Origin of the sequence: Streptomyces sp. NPDC101152, from assembly GCF_044768275.1 — a bacterium.
Classification (GTDB): domain Bacteria; phylum Actinomycetota; class Actinomycetes; order Streptomycetales; family Streptomycetaceae; genus Streptomyces.
In genome coordinates this window covers 15,181-29,413 of record NZ_JBIWPO010000032.1, presented here as the reverse complement: position 1 = coordinate 29,413, position 14,233 = coordinate 15,181, and the positions used below count along the sequence as shown (strand labels likewise).

The following is a 14,233-nucleotide window of genomic DNA, read 5'->3' as shown; positions in this document are numbered from 1 at the left end:
TGTTCACGTCCGCGTGTACGGCCCGAGCGTGGCGATCAGGAGGAGCACATGCTGACGAAAATCCCTGGCTCCGGGGCGTTCGGGCTGCGCGAACACCTGGGCAAAGAGCTCTTCGCACGGGTGGCCGGCCCTGACGGCCCGCGCAACCGCGCCCGTATCCACGGCACGCCGGGTCCTCGCTGGTTCGGCCCGGAACGCCCGATCCGGCGGGTGCACGGGGACGCCTCGATGTTCATCGGCGGTCTCTCGGCGCTGCTGCTGCAGTCGCTGCACCCGCTGGCCATGGCGGCGGTGGCCGCCCACTCCGGCTACCGCGGGGACCCCTGGGGAAGGCTGCAGCGGACGAGCACGTTCCTGGCCACCACCACGTTCGGTACGGCCGCCGACGCCGAGGAGGCGTGCGCCCAGGTCCGGTCGGTGCACGAGCGGGTGCGGGGCGAGACCGCCGAGGGCGAGGCGTACCACGCCGCCGATCCGCACCTGCTGGGCTGGGTGCACGCCGCGGAGGTCGACAGTTTCCTGCGGGCCCACCAGCGTTACGGCGCGCGGCCGCTGTCGGCGGACGACTGCGACGCGTACGTGGCCGACGCCGCGCGGATCGCCGTCGAACTCGGTGTCATCGACCCGCCCTTCGACCGTGCGGGACTGGCCCGGGTCCTCGACGCCTACCGTCCCGAACTGCGGGCCACGGCCGAGGCGCGCGAGGCCGCCCGGTTCCTGCTGCTCGATCCGCCCGTCCCGCTCGCCGCCCGCCTCCCCTACGGCGTGCTGGCGGCCAACGCGGTGTCGCTCCTGCCGTCCTGGGCCGCCCGCGCGTTGCGTCTGCCCCGGTTGCCGGTCGTCGACGAGTGGTGCGTACGGCCGCTGGGGTCCGCCATGACCTCGGCGGTGCGGTGGGTCCTGGCACCCGGGCGAGCGGCGATCCCTTCGCCCGCGAGCTGAGACGCATCGGGACACGCAATCTCCCGCCCCGGGAGATTGCGTGTTGAACATATGAATAAACTCTGGATCCTTCACGGAGAGGGATCCGGCGTGACTGAACACACCCCCCATGTCTGCCCGTTATGCGGGGCGCCGCGGGCCGCCGACGGCACTCCGTCCTGCTCCTGCGGCAGGCGCGTGGCCGACGCGCACCGTCAGGCGCGTACGGCGGAGGCGGCCGCCGCCGAGGACTTCGACCCGGTCCGCATCCGGCCCTTCGTGGAGCTGCAGGACGAGGAAGAGTCCAGCGATCCGCCGACGAGTACCGCGGGTGAGGTGCCCGCGCCCCTCCCCGTCGCCGGGCACGCTGACACGTCCCCCGCTTCGGCGCCCCCAGAGGGCGACTCGCGCCTGGCGTCTTCGCCGTCCGTCGACGCGCCGCCCCTGTCGCGTCGACGCACGGTGTTCCTCCTCGCGGGAGCCGCCGTGGCCGTCCTTGGAGCGGGCGGCGCGGTGGCCGGTCTGCTGTACGACGGCCCCGCCCGGGACGCCTCCCGGCCGGAAGGCGTCCGGGCGCCCCTGCCGGAGCCCGGCTCCTCCACGAGCGCGGCGGCCAGGGAGCCGTCGGCGAGTCCGTCGTCCGCGTCGGCGTCTCCCACGCCGTCCGCGTCCGCCTCCGCGTCACCCAGCCGGTCGGCGACTCCCACGAGCTCGGCCCCCACGGACGGCGCCCCGTCCGCCACCACGTCGACCAGACCCGCCCCCAGCGCGTCGAGCGGGCAGCCCCCGATCCTGCGCCTCGGCGACACCGGTCCCGAGGTGACCGAACTCCAGCTTCGGTTGCGTCAGGTGGGCCTCTACAACGGACAGGCCGACGGCGTCTACGACACCGACGTGGAGAACGCGGTCCGCAGCTACCAGTTCACCCGGCTCGTCGTCCAGGACGAATCGGGCGTGTACGGAAGGGCGACGAGGGCATCGCTGGAGTCGGAGACCAAGAAACCCTGACCCCGCATGTCCGTGCGGCGACGCTGCCCTTTCAGGCAACTCCCTTTGTCCCCATGGCCGGTGACCATGCGTCAGCGGCTGGATAGCCTGCGAGGGTGAGTCGCGTACGGGGTCCCGGTCCTTTCCTGCTGATCGTGATGCCCGGGCTGGTGGCGATGACCGGGGTGTCGGTGTTCCTGGCCTCCACCGGCGGCCTGTCCTCCGTACTGCCTCAGGGATCGAACGCCGCCGACGCGGCCACGAGCAAGGTCGACGGCTCCTACGTACCGTGGCTGCGCAAGGCGACCCAGGCCTGCAAGGTCGTCACACCGGCGGTGCTCGCCGCGCAGATCGATCAGCTGTCCGAATGGAGCGACGACACCGCGAGTCTGTCGCAGCAGGGCATCGCCCGCTTCACCGACGCGCAGTGGCGCACCTGGGGGCGGGACGACGACGGCAACGGGCGCTCCTCCCCGCACGACGCGGTGGACGCGATCATGGCGCTGGGGCGGCAGGACTGCGCCCTCGCCCGCCAGGTCACCACCTTGCGGACCAAGGGATCCGTCAACGGAGATCTGGTCGATCTCACGCTCGCCGCCTACCGGGCGGGGACCGGCGCGGTGGAGAAGGCGGGCCGCGTACCCGCCGCGGCCCAGGGCTTCGTCCGGCAGGTCGAGGCGCGGCTTCCCCGGTACGAGCCGCTCGTGCGGCAGAACCCCGAGCAGAACGCGGACCAGGCGCCGGCCGCCGTCCTGGCGCCCCCGGTCACCACGCTCACCGTCACCTCGCCCTTCGGGGCGCGCAAGCACCCGCTCACCGGCGTGACGAAGCTGCACACCGGGGTGGACTTCGGCGCACCCCGAGGGGCGCAGGTGTCGGCCGCGCGGGCCGGCCGGGTGGAGTTCGCCGGCATGACCCCGGCGTACGGGAACCGGATCGTGATCGACCACGGCACGATCGGGGGCAGGCGGCTGGAGACGACCTACAGCCATCTCTCCGCCCTGCAGGTCGGCGTCGGCCAGAGCGTCACGGCGGGCACTCCGATCGGTCTGGTCGGCTCCACCGGTCTGTCGACCGGGCCGCACCTGCACTTCGAGGTGCTGCTGGACGGGCAGTACACCGATCCGCTGCCCTGGCTCACACCCGCACGCTGACCTCGCGTTCGTGTTCCCGCCAGGCCAGGTCCCTCAGGTCCGGGGACAGCAGTGCCTCGACCGTCGTGCGGGCCAGCGCCTCGGTCGCCGCGAGCATGACGCGGCGGGCACGGTCGGAGGCGGACGCGGTGGCGAACTCGGCGGTGTGGTCGGAGGAGCCCGGGTCCGTGATCGCAACGAAGGGGTGAATCGCCGGCACCCGGCCACTGACGTTGCCCATGTCGGAGGAGCCCAGGTACACGCCCGGTTCGGGCGGAGTGAGCTCGATGCCCGCGCGGGCCAGGTGGTGAGCGAAGCGGCCGGACAGCACGCGGCTGTCGCGGAAGTGCTCGTAGCGGGGCGTGGCGCGTTCGACGGTGACGGTGGTGTTCGTGGCCCGGGCGACACCGTGTGCGCAGGTCAGCAGCTCGCCCGCGAGGTCGTCGAGGGCGCCGTTCGTCGCGGCGCGCAGGCCGAAGAGCCCTTCCGCGTGCTCGGGGACGATGTTCGTCGCCCTGCCGCCGTCGGTGACGATGCCCTGGACGTGCGAGCCCTGCGGCAGGCGCCGCTCGACGACGGCAAGGGTGTTGAACAGCTGGATCAGCGCGGCGAGGGCGTCGATGCCCTCGGTGGGGTTTCCGGTGGGGTGCGCGGCACGGCCGTGGAAGCCGACGCGGTACTGCGTCTGGGCGGTCAGGGGTGCCCACTGCCAGTCGTGGACCCCGGGGTGGAACATGAGCGCGGCGTCGATGTCGTCGAACACGCCGGCGTCGGTCTCGATGACCTTGCCGCCGCCGCCCTCCTCGGCGGGCGTTCCCACCGCCTGGACGGTCCCGGCGCCCTCCGGGAGCACAGCTCGTGCGACGAGGGCGGCGCCGAGGCCGGCGGCGGCGATCAGGTTGTGGCCGCAGGCGTGGCCGAGGCCGGGCAGGGCGTCGTACTCGAGCAGCAGGGCGACCGCGGGGCGGGGAACCGTTCCCGAGCGGGCGGCGAAGGCGGTCGGCAGGCCCGCGAGGCCGCGTTCGACGGTGAATCCCTCGCCTTCCAGTTCCGCGCTCAGCAGCTCGGCCGCCTGGTGTTCGGCGAACGCGCATTCGGGGTCGGCGTGCAGGGTCATGGCCGTCCGCCACAGTCGCTCCGCCCGTGCGGCCACCTCGCCGCCCACCCGTCCGAGCACTTCGTCGACAGCGTCGACCACGTCCGCCTCCCGGTCACTGTGCTGCTCACGTCGGAGATTCGAGTTCCAACGCGGGGGCGTTCCACACCCCTCGGAGCGGGCGGCGGTGAAGGGCGGGCGTTAGCCCGTCCCGGGCCAGGGCACTCGGGACGCGCGGCGGGTCCGGACGGGAGTCGCCGCTTCCTGGCTGGAGGTGAGGAGCATGGGACACGGTGGAAACGTCATCGACGAGCTGATGACGGATCACCGGGAGGTCGAGGAGATCTTCGGCCGGATCGAGGCGCTGCCGCCCGGCGACAAGAACCGCAAGGTGTACGCCGACCAGGCGACCATGGAGCTGGTGCGGCACTCGGTCGCCGAGGAGGCCTATCTGTACCCGGCCGTGCGTGAGCACGTCGCGGGCGGGGGCGCCCTGGCCGACAGGGAACTCGAGGACCACGCCAAGGCAGAGCAGATCATGAAGGATCTGGAGAGCTGCGAGGCGGACCACATGGAGTTCGACCGGCTCGTCGGCCTGCTGATGACGGAGATCCGGTCGCACATCGCGGACGAGGAGGAGAACCTCTTCCCCCGGCTGCGCGCCGCGTGCCCGCCGGAGGCGCTCGACAAGCTGGGCGACAAGGTCCGCCAGGCCAAGAAGATGGCGCCGACCCGGCCGCACCCCTCCGCGCCGGACACCCCTCCGGCCAACAAGCTGCTGGCGCCGGGGGCCGGGCTGGTCGACCGGATGCGGGACGCGCTCAGCGGCCGCGGCAAGCTCGACTGAGGAGCCGGCCGAAGACACGCCAAGGAGCCCGTCGCCCACCAGGGCGGCGGGCTCCTCCCTGTTCGCGGGACATCTGTGAGCAACGGCACTCGAGGCACCAAGTCCCCTGCCACGGAAGCGATTTCACGACCTCACGCTCCCCCGGGCCGACCCGCTCCGCGTCGACTCACCCTCCCGTTCTGCCACCATGGGCCCGCGCCGTCGTCCGGCGCCACGGAGGCCCGTGCAGCGCAGCAAGGTACTCCCTCCTCGTCGTCCGTCCCGCTGAGTCCTCCGACTCGTCTTCGAGTACCGCACTGTGTCTTCCTCACCTGCCCCTTCGCGCTCGCCCTGGCGCTCGCTGCGGTACCGCAGCATGCGCTGGTGGTCCGTGGCCAACTTCGTGTCGAACGCCGGTACGTGGATGCAGCTGACCGTGCAGAACCTGCTGGTCCTGCAGATCACCGGGTCGGCCGCCGCGACCGGCCTGTCCATGTCCGTGCAGGCCGCGCCCGCGCTGCTGATGAGCGTGCTGGGCGGGGCGGCGGTGGACCGCTGGCCGCGCAGGCTGACGGCCGCCGTCAGCCAGGCGCTGCTCGGTGCCGTCGCCTTCGTCATGGCCCTGCTGGTGGCCCTGGACCGGCTCGACATGACCGTGCTGCTGGTGCTCGCCGCCGTCACCGGCGTCGTCGCCACGGTGGACGGGCCCGCCTGCGCCCTGCTGGGCAACGACCTGGTGCCCGCCGAGGACGTTCCCTCCGCGATCGGCGTGGGCGCGCTCGTGCACAGCGCGGGCCGGCTCGTGGGGGCCGCGCTGGCCGGCATCGCCGTCGGTTTCCTCGGCACGGCCTTCGCCTACGCGGCCAACGGGATGTCGTTCCTGTTCGTCGCCGCGGTGATCCCCTTCCTGCGCCCCGTGCGCGGGAGCGAGCCCGTCCGGACCGGCGCGGACCGCGGTGCCGGCCCGCCTGCGAGCATGACCGTCCGGGAGGGGCTGGGCTTCTTCGCCCGGCGCTCCCGGCTGGTCGCGCTCGCCGGTGTCACGGCCGTCAGCACCGTCTTCGGCCGCAACTACGGACTGACCCTGGCGGTGCTGGTCACCGGGCCCCTCGCGGGTGGCGCCGGCGCGTTCGGCACGGTGTCCACGGTGCTGGCCGTGGGCGGCATCCTGGGTGCCCTGCTCGGCGGCCGGCTGCGCCGGCCGTCCGTGCGGCTGGTGGGCGTGCTGGCCGCCGCCGGGGGGCTGCTGCAGGTGGTGGCGGGGCTGTCGCCGTCGCTGGGCGTCCTGCTGGTCGTGGTGCTGCCGATGGCCGTGGTGGAGTCCGTCTCCGACACCGCGGGTACCGCCGTACTGCAGACCGACCCGCCCGCCCATCTGCGCGGCCGGGTGCTGGGGGTGTGGGGCAGCATCGGCACGGTGTGGAGTCTGGGCGGCCCGCCCGCGCTGGGGTTGCTGATGGAGGCGGCCGGGGCGCGCGGGGCTCTCGTCGCCGGTGGTCTGCTCATCGCAGGCGCCATCGGTTCCGGCTTGCTGGTGCGCACGCGCCGGACCGGGCAGCCGGTCATCGTCCGCGAGGAGGAGGGCGACGTCACGGGTCGGGACGCGCTGGACACCGCCGCCTGAGCGGGCGGCCCGGTTCGGGTGACGCTCAGGCGATGAGCGCCCGCCCCGGCTTGAGCAGGTCCACGAGCTGGTCCTGGTGAAGGGCCGCCACGGGGGCGAGCAGGTCGGGGTGGCGCAGCAGTGCCGCCGCGCGGCGGTCGGCGTCGTCGGGGGCGAGCAGGCGCCGGAACTCCACGGGCGCACCGGCCGTGTGGCTTCCGGCGACGACCGCCGCCACCGCGAGCTCGGCGAGGACCGGGTCGGTCAGCATTGCGGCCGCCCAGCTCGCGACGACCTCGTCGACCCAGGTGCGCCAGGCGTGGACTTCCTCGTCGTCCCGGTCGGGGTCGGGGTCGGCGCCGGTGATCCAGTCCAGCCGGCCTGAACCGCCGGGGCCCGCCATGCCGACCAGCGCCGCGTCCATCGGCGTCGGATAGCGCAGCCACGCCGCGACCGTCACGGCCTGGCGTGCCTGCACCTCACACAGGACCGAGGCCAGCGCGCCGCCGCCGGAGGGGTAGGCGCGGGTCAGCCACTGGGCGGTCGCCGCGATCAGCGGGGAGAGGTCTGTGAGCACTGCGGGGCCATCCGTACTGCGGGTGGGACACGGGGTGTGGAAGAACGGTAGCTCGCGCCGGCTACCAGGGACATGGCCCCGGCTCGTCGAGAGGCGTGGCATCGACCACATGCGCGCGGGAACCCGGTGAGCCGCACCCTACGTTTCCCACACCCCTGGAGAGGGTCATGAGTCTCCTGCGACTGGCCGGCCGTCCCCTGCTCGCCTCGATGTTCGTGGCCGGCGGCCTGAAATCCCTTAGTGCCCCCGAAGAGGTCGCGCCCGTGGCCGAGCCCGTGGTCCAGCCGATCACCGAGCGCGTCGACGGCCTGCCCGACCGCACCGAGCAGGCCGTACGGCTCAGTGGTGCCGTACAGGTGGCGGCGGGCCTGCTGCTGGGCACCGGACGGCTGCCGCGGCTGGCCGCGCTGGCCATCGCGGGCACGCTGGTGCCGACCACGCTGGCCGGGCACCGCTTCTGGGAGGCCGAGGATCCCGAGGAGCGCGCCCAGCAGCGCATCCACTTCCTGAAGAACCTCTCGATGCTGGGCGGTCTGCTGATCGCGGCCGACGACACCGCCGGGGCCCCGTCGCTGGCCTGGCGGGGCCGGCACGCGGCTCATGACCTGCGGCGCGATGCCCACCTGGTGCGGCGGTCCGTCCGGGCGACCGCGCGCCCCGCCGCGGCGGCCGGCCAGGTCCGGGCCAAGCTGGCGCACTGACTCCCTCCGCGGGGCCGCGCGGCCGTGGGCATGGAACGGCCCGGCCCCGTGGTGTCACGGTGCCGGGCCTCGGCGTGAGCGGTCTTCAGCCGCCGTTGAGGCGTGCGCGCAGGAGATCCTTGCCGAGTTCCGCACCCTTGCGGCTGGCCGCCTGGGCCTTGCGGAACAGGTCGGCGACCTCGGTGTCCTTCTCGCGCTCGGCGTCCTGGATGTAGGACTCCAGACGCAGGGCGTTGTTCAGGCATGCCTCGACGTACCAGATGAGGTTGTAGTCCTTGTCCGGCGTCCCGGTCACGCCGCCGGTCTCCGTGCTGCTGGTCATGCGGGCCTCCTCCAGCGGTGGTCGTTCCGGAGAGGGACGAGTACCCGCATCGCACCGGGCATTCAGCCGACGTTCCAGAGGAAGCGGTGGGTGTGGATGCCGAAGCAGGGGAACGACTGGATCCGGTCGACGCCGCCAAGGGGCCGTACGACGTCGTTGACGAAGTCGAGGAGTCCGCGCGGGCCGGCTGCGACCACCTCGGCGAAGAGGTCGAAGCCGCCGGAGGCCAGGACCGAGTGGACGATCGTCGCGACCAATGATTCGTGCGTGCCGTCGGCGGGTTCCCGCGAGCATGCCGAAGGGGGCCCGACCGGTCCCCCGCTCCGGTCGCGCCCCCGGGGCGAACTTACGTGCCAGGTGGCGGGTTCGGTACCGCGTCGATGCCCGCTGCGGTGGCCGAAAGACTCACCCGTGCACAGGTGAGTCCGGATGGTCCTGGTTCGCCCGGTGGAGGGCGGGCAGGTACAGCTCACCGAGGGCGAGGTGGGCGAGGACGACCTCGTACAGGTCGGTCCCGGCCGCCAGGAGCTGGCGTTCGAGGACGGGTTCGGCGCTGCGGACATGCTCGCGGACGGTCTGCGCGTGCATGCCCAGGGTGTGCGCGGCGCGTTCCGCGTTGCCTCCGGCGCCGATCCAGGTGCGCAGCGTGCGGCGCAGGTCCCGGGCGTCGGAGTCCAGGCGGCCGAGCAGGTCGTGGGCCCAGGTGCGCAGGGCGGATCCGGCCAGCAGGTCACCGAGCCGGTCGTGCCCGGGCCCGGCGCCGGCCGGTTCGCGGGTGTCGTGGGCCAGACCGACCTGCGCGTTGAGCGCGAGGTGGACGACGGCGCGGACGGTGAGGTCGGAGAAGTCCGCGTGGAGCAGGGACTCCACGCGTTCCATCCGGGCCCGCACGGTGTTGCGGCTGACGCCGAGGACCTTGGCGGCGCTGACAGCGGTGAACTCCAGCCCCAGCCGCGTGGTGGCGAGCAGTTCGGCGCGGGTGTGGTGGGCGAGGGTGTCGAGCGGGCGCAGCAGCCGCGTGGTCCAGGCGTGCAGCACGGTGGGGTCCATCAGGCGCTCGGGATGGGTGCGTTCGGCGTACACGGCCTGTTTGTCCGGGCGGAAACGCGCCACGGCCAGGGCGCTGACGGCCTGTCCGTACGCCGTGGCGGTCCGGGCGAGGCTCTGCGGGACGCTGCCGCCGAGGAGGGTCCCCGGGCGCCGGGCGACGAGCGAACGCAGCTCGGCGGCGGCCGTCTCCCGCGGCGCGACGACGATGACGTGCGCGTCGACTGCCGGGCACCGCACGACCAGTGCCTCCTCGCGCGTCACGTCCAGACAGTCCTCGGCGATGCGGTCGCGCTCCTCGGCGCAGCCCTCGAGGACGTAGACACAGGCGGTGTCGGTGTCCAGCAGACCGGGCCACAGGCCTGCGGCGACCCGGCGGGCGGCGACGGTGTCCTCGACCATCAGCAGCTGAAGGATCGCCAGGCGCAGGTCGGACGTGGCCCGTTGCAGGCGGTGGACGGCCTCCGCGGACTCGTGCGCCCGCAGCAGGAGTTCGAGGACCTGGGCGGTGTGGGTCACGATGTCGGAGGCCCGCCGGTCGAAGGGGGACTCACGGGAGACCGCGAGCACGCGGGCACCGTCGGGCCGCGGCTGTTCCACCCTCACCAGGCGCAGGTGACGGTCCGTCTCGTCCCACGCGGCGGAGGCGATGCGGCCGGCGGCGACGTCCGCGACCAGGTCGGCGTCCAGCGGCATCGACGTACCGGCGACGACGGCGCCGGTGCCGTCCTGGAGGCAGGCCGTGCCCTGCACGGCCCCCGCGAGCCAGGACACGACCCGGCGCACGTCGCGCCCGGTCGGCCGCAGCTGATCGAGCAGTTCCCGCGCCCACGTCGGGTGCTCGGCGCCCGTCACCTGTTCGGGACGGACCCCGTCCGTTCGGCCAGCCATGTCGGCCTTCTCCTCGTGCATCGCTTCCACCTCGGCGTATCCGCCGGGACGTTACCTCACGAGTGCCCGAGGGGCGTACGACCACCACCCGTCCCGGCCGGCTTTCAGGCGCCGCCCGCCGCGAACGCCCCGTCCGCCGCGAAGGCCAGTTCGGCGAAACGTTCGCCGATGCGCCGGTGGGTGGCGGCGTCCGGGTGCAGGGCGTCGGGGAGCGGGAGTTCGGCGGCGTCCTTCTCGCCGTAGAGTTCGCGGCCGTCGAGGTGGTGGAGGTGGGGATCGTCGGCCGACCGCTGGGCGACGATGCGGGCCAGTTCGTCCCGGACGACGTGCAGGGTGAGTTTGCCGCTCGCCACCTCGGCCGGGTCGCCCATGGCCTGGAAGCGGACCTGGCCCGTGTCGAGGGTGCCGATGTCCATCGCCGTGGGGCCGGGGGTCTCCTCGTGCATGGGGCACAGGATGGGTGAGACGACCAGCAGCGGGGTGGTCGGGTGGCCCTCGCGGATGATGTCGAGGAAGCCGTGCACGGCGGGCGTGAACGCGCGCAGCCGCATCAGGTCGGTGTTGACGAGGTTGATGCCGATCTTGACGCTGATCAGGTCCGCCGGGGTGTCGCGCAGGGTGCGGGCGGTGAACGGATCGAGCAGAGCGCTGCCCCCCAGGCCCAGGTTGACGAGCTCGACGCCGCCGAGGGTGGCGGCGAGCGCGGGCCAGGTGGTGCTGGGCGTGGTGGCGTTGGAGCCTTGGCTGATCGAGCTGCCGTGGTGCAGCCAGACCCTGCGGCCCGGCTGCGGGGCGGGCTCGACGGGGGCGTCGGTGCGCAGGGCGATCAGTTCGGTGGTCTCGGTGTGCGGCAGCCAGATCTCGATGTCCTTGACGCCGTCGGGCAGTTCGTCGAAGCGAAGGGTGCCGGCCGGGCCGGGCTTGAGGTCGGCGGTGCCGGCGGCCATGTCGATGGTCAGGGTGTTGCCGCCGGGGACGCTGCCCTGGGCGAACGGTTCGCCGTCCACGAACAGTTCGTACACGCCGTCCTCCGGGCGGTGCGCGAGGCCCGCGTAGAGGCGCTTGGTGGGGCGGGCGTCGAGTTCGACGGCCCTGGTGCGACTGCGGAAGGTCAGTCGTACGCCGGAGGGCTGGGACTCCGCCATGAGCAGCTGCCCGTCGGTGCACTGGGCGCGGGCCCAGGCCGGCAGTCGGTGCGGCAGCACGCCGTCCTCGGTGTGTTCGACCTCCACGGCGCCGCGCAGGAGGTCTGCCGTGACGGGGGTGGAGATCGCGGGTGCCGCGGTGCTCTTCATGGACTCAGACTCCTGTGGGTGGTGGGGCGGGCCAGTTGCGCAGCAGAGCGTCGAGCGCGTCCAGCAGTCGGGACCAGGTCTCCTCCGAGTCGGGGAGGCTGTGGCTGAAGCCGCCGGCGAGCTCCAGGCTCGAGTACCCGTGGAAGAAGCTCCCCAGCAGACGGACCGCGTGTGTCTGGTCCGGTTCCGAGAGGTCGTAGCCGCGCAGGATCGCCCGGGTCATCTGGGCGTGCCGGAGCCCCGCGCTGGTGGCCGCCGTCTCGGGGTCGAGACGGTGGCGGGCGGCGGCGGCGCGCCCGGGGTGCCGGAGGCCGTAGTCGCGGTAGACGTCGGCGAAGGCGACCAGGGCGTCCTTGCCCGCACGTCCGGCCAGCGCGTCGGCCGCCCGGTCGGCGAGTTCTTCCAGGGCGAACAGGGTGATGCGGGTCTTGAGGTCCTGGGAGTTCTTCACGTGCGAGTACAGGCTGGCGACCTTGACGTCGAACCGTCTGGCCAGCGCGGAGACGGTCACCTGCTCGAAGCCCAGCTCGTCGGCGAGCTCCGCGCCCGCGCGGACGAGTCGTTCGGTGGTCAGCCCCACGCGCCCCATGTGCGCCCTTCCCTCTGCCTGCCATCCAGATGCCTGAACCGATTATGCGTTTGCCTATTACCTTTAGGCAAATTAGCCTCACCCTTATGAAGCCGCTGACCGAGCGAGAGATCCGTGCCGCGTTCGTGAACTGCACCAAGGGGGAGGCGAAACGCCTGTCGGTGCCGCGCGACCTGGAGGAGCGCCCGTGGGACGACCTGGACTTCCTCGGCTGGCGCGACCCGCAGGCCCCCGACCGGGCCTATCTGGTGGCGGAGTTGGAGGGCGGCCCGACGGCCGTCGCGCTGCGCGGCTCCGGCGCGGGTTCCTGGCAGTCCCGGCGCAGCATGTGCTCGTTGTGCCTCACCATTCACTCCGGCGGCGTCTCACTGCTGGTCGCGCCCCGGGCGGGCAGGGCCGGGCAGCAGGGCAACTCGGTGGGCGCGTACATGTGCAGCGACCTGGCCTGCTCCCTGTATGTACGCGGCAAGAAGGACGCGGGCGTCGGCGCGCGGCTGCACGAGACCCTCAGCCTGGAGGAGAAGATCGCCCGCACCGTCGCGAACCTCGCCGCGTTCGTCGCCAGGGTGAGGTCGGCATAAGCTCGGCGGATGGCGAAGTACTTCGACGTGCACCCCGACAACCCCCAACCGCGCACCGTCGCACAGATCGCGGACAGCATCCGGTCGGACGCGCTCATCGCGTATCCGACCGACTCCTGCTACGCGCTGGGCTGCCGTCTCGGCAGCCGTGACGGCATGGAGCGGATCCGCAGCATCCGCCATCTCAACGACCGGCACCACTTCACCCTGGTGTGCCAGGACTTCGCGCAGCTCGGCCAGTTCGTGCGCGTGGACAACGACGTGTTCCGCGCGATCAAGGCGTCCACGCCCGGCAGCTACACGTTCATCCTGCCCGCCACCCGCGAAGTGCCGCGCATGCTGCAGCACCCGAAGAAGAAGACGGTCGGCGTCCGCATCCCCGACCACGTCGTCACCCAGGCGCTGCTCGCCGAACTGGGCGAGCCGCTGCTGTCCAGCACGCTGCTGCTGCCGGACGAGGACGAACCGATGACGCAGGGCTGGGAGATCAAGGACCGGCTGGACCACGTCCTGGACGCGGTGGTCGACTCCGGGGACTGCGGGACCGAGCCGACCACGGTCATCGACTTCTCCGACGGTGAGGCGCAGATCGTCCGGCGCGGGGCCGGGGACCCAACCCGCTTCGAGTGAACTCCAGCATCACCCGAGGCCGGGGGCCCTTCCGGCGCGGCCGGTGGCCCGTGCAACGATGACGGCACCCGGCCCGTCGGGCCGTGGATCCGGTCGCCGCCGAGCACACAGAGAGGCAGCCCCCCATGACCTCCGTACAGGGAACATCCGTCGACATCACCACCGAGGACGGCGTCGCCGACGCCTATGTGGCACACGCGGCCGACGGCAGCCCGCAGCCCGGTGTCCTGATGTACATGGACGCCTTCGGACTGCGTCCGCACCTCCAGTCGATGGCCGACCGGCTCGCCGAGGCCGGCTACACGGTCCTGGTCCCCAACGTCTTCTACCGCAGCGGGCGTTCGCCGGTCTTCGACCTGCCCGAGTTCATCGACCCGTCCACCCGGCCCCAGATGTGGGAGCAGATCATGCCCGCCATGCACGCCCTCACCTCCGAGCGCGCCAAGCGTGACGCGGGCGCGTATCTCCAGTGGCTGGCGGACTTCCCGTTGGTGGCGGACGGGCCGGTCGCCGTGACCGGTTACTGCATGGGCGCCCGGCTGGTCCTGTACACAGCCGGGACCTACCCGGACCGGGTCGCCGCCGCGGCCGGTTTCCACGGCGGCCGGCTGGCGACGGACGCCCCGGACAGCCCGCACCTGGCGGCGGAACACATCACGGCCGAGGTGTACTTCGGCCACGCGGACCAGGACCAGTCGCTGCCGCTCGAGCAGCAGCAGCTGCTGGAGGAGACGCTGACGGCGGCGGGCGTACGGCACCGCTGCGAGGTGTACGCGGGCGCGCCGCACGGCTACACCCAGGCGGACACGGCGTCGTACAACAAGGAGGCCGCCGAGCGTCACTGGGCGGCGCTGCTCGACCTCCTGAACCGCACGTTCTGAACCACACCTTCTGAGCGGTTCCCCTACGACCGGCGGTGTGCGCGGGGGTTGGGCCCCGGGCACCCCCCCGCGCCCGGCCGGGAAACTATTTTAAATCCCCCCCCCCCGGGGGCCCCGGGGTGTTTGGGCAGCCCGCCAAAACCCTTTAAGCGG

General features: G+C 72.8%; 16 protein-coding genes. 9 read left to right on the top strand and 7 right to left on the bottom strand.

Annotated elements, in window-relative coordinates; genetic code table 11:
• Window positions 1-48 precede the first annotated feature (48 nt).
• The 3 genes from ACIRVK_RS31595 (at window position 49) to ACIRVK_RS31585 (ending at window position 3,062) form a co-directional block, all read left to right on the top strand.
• A complete protein-coding gene (locus tag ACIRVK_RS31595) occupies window positions 49-942 on the top strand; it encodes an oxygenase MpaB family protein (protein WP_404253104.1) in 894 nt (297 codons plus the stop codon).
• Between the two features lie 90 nt (window positions 943-1,032).
• Window positions 1,033-1,929, top strand: coding sequence for a peptidoglycan-binding protein (locus ACIRVK_RS31590; protein ID WP_404253102.1), 897 nt, complete (start codon window positions 1,033-1,035; stop codon window positions 1,927-1,929).
• A gap of 137 nt (window positions 1,930-2,066) precedes the next feature.
• On the top strand, window positions 2,067-3,062 hold the full coding sequence (locus ACIRVK_RS31585) for a M23 family metallopeptidase (RefSeq protein WP_404253191.1): 996 nt from the start codon (window positions 2,067-2,069) through the stop codon (window positions 3,060-3,062).
• On the opposite strand, the gene ACIRVK_RS31580 is transcribed toward ACIRVK_RS31585, so the two are convergent.
• Window positions 3,046-4,239 (bottom strand): amidohydrolase, encoded by a 1,194-nt coding sequence (locus tag ACIRVK_RS31580; RefSeq protein WP_404253100.1) that lies wholly within the window; start codon window positions 4,237-4,239, stop codon window positions 3,046-3,048. The genes ACIRVK_RS31585 and ACIRVK_RS31580 overlap by 17 nt on opposite strands.
• 181 nt (window positions 4,240-4,420) lie before the next feature.
• On the opposite strand from ACIRVK_RS31580, the gene ACIRVK_RS31575 reads away from it, so the two are divergent.
• A complete protein-coding gene (locus ACIRVK_RS31575) occupies window positions 4,421-4,984 on the top strand; it encodes a hemerythrin domain-containing protein (protein ID WP_404253098.1) in 564 nt (187 codons plus the stop codon).
• 355 nt (window positions 4,985-5,339) lie between these two features.
• Window positions 5,340-6,587, top strand: a complete 1,248-nt coding sequence (locus ACIRVK_RS31570; RefSeq protein WP_404253096.1) for an MFS transporter — start codon at window positions 5,340-5,342, stop codon at window positions 6,585-6,587.
• A 25-nt stretch (window positions 6,588-6,612) separates the two neighbouring features.
• Here ACIRVK_RS31570 and ACIRVK_RS31565 read toward each other — a convergent pair whose 3' ends face one another.
• Window positions 6,613-7,143 (bottom strand): hypothetical protein, encoded by a 531-nt coding sequence (locus tag ACIRVK_RS31565; RefSeq protein WP_404253094.1) that lies wholly within the window; start codon window positions 7,141-7,143, stop codon window positions 6,613-6,615.
• A 167-nt stretch (window positions 7,144-7,310) separates the two neighbouring features.
• On the opposite strand from ACIRVK_RS31565, the gene ACIRVK_RS31560 reads away from it, so the two are divergent.
• Entirely contained in the window at window positions 7,311-7,844 is a 534-nt protein-coding gene (locus ACIRVK_RS31560; protein WP_404253092.1) for a DoxX family protein, read from the top strand.
• Window positions 7,845-7,929: 85 nt separating this feature from the next.
• Here the strand turns inward: ACIRVK_RS31560 and ACIRVK_RS31555 are convergent, their stop codons facing one another.
• From ACIRVK_RS31555 to ACIRVK_RS31535, 5 genes are all read right to left on the bottom strand, one after another.
• Window positions 7,930-8,166: a hypothetical protein gene (locus tag ACIRVK_RS31555; RefSeq protein WP_404253090.1), complete on the bottom strand. Its 237-nt coding sequence runs from the start codon at window positions 8,164-8,166 to the stop codon at window positions 7,930-7,932.
• 62 nt (window positions 8,167-8,228) lie between these two features.
• Window positions 8,229-8,423: a hypothetical protein gene (locus ACIRVK_RS31550; protein ID WP_404253088.1), complete on the bottom strand. Its 195-nt coding sequence runs from the start codon at window positions 8,421-8,423 to the stop codon at window positions 8,229-8,231.
• A gap of 148 nt (window positions 8,424-8,571) precedes the next feature.
• Window positions 8,572-10,104: a helix-turn-helix domain-containing protein gene (locus tag ACIRVK_RS31545; RefSeq protein WP_404253087.1), complete on the bottom strand. Its 1,533-nt coding sequence runs from the start codon at window positions 10,102-10,104 to the stop codon at window positions 8,572-8,574.
• Window positions 10,105-10,208: 104 nt separating this feature from the next.
• Window positions 10,209-11,399, bottom strand: coding sequence for a GDSL-type esterase/lipase family protein (locus ACIRVK_RS31540; RefSeq protein WP_404253085.1), 1,191 nt, complete (start codon window positions 11,397-11,399; stop codon window positions 10,209-10,211).
• Window positions 11,400-11,403: 4 nt separating this feature from the next.
• Window positions 11,404-11,988 (bottom strand): TetR/AcrR family transcriptional regulator, encoded by a 585-nt coding sequence (locus ACIRVK_RS31535; RefSeq protein WP_404253083.1) that lies wholly within the window; start codon window positions 11,986-11,988, stop codon window positions 11,404-11,406.
• 86 nt (window positions 11,989-12,074) lie between these two features.
• Here ACIRVK_RS31535 and ACIRVK_RS31530 point away from each other — a divergent pair, with 86 nt between their 5' ends.
• From ACIRVK_RS31530 to ACIRVK_RS31520, 3 genes are all read left to right on the top strand, one after another.
• Complete coding sequence (locus tag ACIRVK_RS31530; RefSeq protein ID WP_404253081.1) at window positions 12,075-12,569, top strand: FBP domain-containing protein; 495 nt, start codon at window positions 12,075-12,077, stop codon at window positions 12,567-12,569.
• A gap of 9 nt (window positions 12,570-12,578) precedes the next feature.
• The gene (locus ACIRVK_RS31525) at window positions 12,579-13,199 is read left to right on the top strand and encodes an L-threonylcarbamoyladenylate synthase (RefSeq protein ID WP_404253079.1); all 621 of its coding nucleotides are present in this window, start codon (window positions 12,579-12,581) and stop codon (window positions 13,197-13,199) included.
• 125 nt (window positions 13,200-13,324) lie between these two features.
• A complete protein-coding gene (locus ACIRVK_RS31520; RefSeq protein ID WP_404253077.1) occupies window positions 13,325-14,080 on the top strand; it encodes a dienelactone hydrolase family protein in 756 nt (251 codons plus the stop codon).
• Window positions 14,081-14,233 lie beyond the last annotated feature (153 nt).

Coding starts and splice junctions, on each gene's coding strand:
- ACIRVK_RS31595 (WP_404253104.1), top strand. CDS start 49: ATGCTGACGAAAATCCCTGGCTCCGGGGCGTTCGGGCTGCGCGAACAC.
- ACIRVK_RS31585 (WP_404253191.1), top strand. CDS start 2,067: ATGCCCGGGCTGGTGGCGATGACCGGGGTGTCGGTGTTCCTGGCCTCC.
- ACIRVK_RS31575 (WP_404253098.1), top strand. CDS start 4,421: ATGGGACACGGTGGAAACGTCATCGACGAGCTGATGACGGATCACCGG.
- ACIRVK_RS31570 (WP_404253096.1), top strand. CDS start 5,340: ATGCGCTGGTGGTCCGTGGCCAACTTCGTGTCGAACGCCGGTACGTGG.
- ACIRVK_RS31560 (WP_404253092.1), top strand. CDS start 7,311: ATGAGTCTCCTGCGACTGGCCGGCCGTCCCCTGCTCGCCTCGATGTTC.
- ACIRVK_RS31555 (WP_404253090.1), bottom strand. CDS start 8,166: ATGACCAGCAGCACGGAGACCGGCGGCGTGACCGGGACGCCGGACAAG.
- ACIRVK_RS31545 (WP_404253087.1), bottom strand. CDS start 10,104: ATGGCTGGCCGAACGGACGGGGTCCGTCCCGAACAGGTGACGGGCGCC.
- ACIRVK_RS31540 (WP_404253085.1), bottom strand. CDS start 11,399: ATGAAGAGCACCGCGGCACCCGCGATCTCCACCCCCGTCACGGCAGAC.
- ACIRVK_RS31535 (WP_404253083.1), bottom strand. CDS start 11,988: ATGGGGCGCGTGGGGCTGACCACCGAACGACTCGTCCGCGCGGGCGCG.
- ACIRVK_RS31530 (WP_404253081.1), top strand. CDS start 12,075: ATGAAGCCGCTGACCGAGCGAGAGATCCGTGCCGCGTTCGTGAACTGC.
- ACIRVK_RS31525 (WP_404253079.1), top strand. CDS start 12,579: ATGGCGAAGTACTTCGACGTGCACCCCGACAACCCCCAACCGCGCACC.
- ACIRVK_RS31520 (WP_404253077.1), top strand. CDS start 13,325: ATGACCTCCGTACAGGGAACATCCGTCGACATCACCACCGAGGACGGC.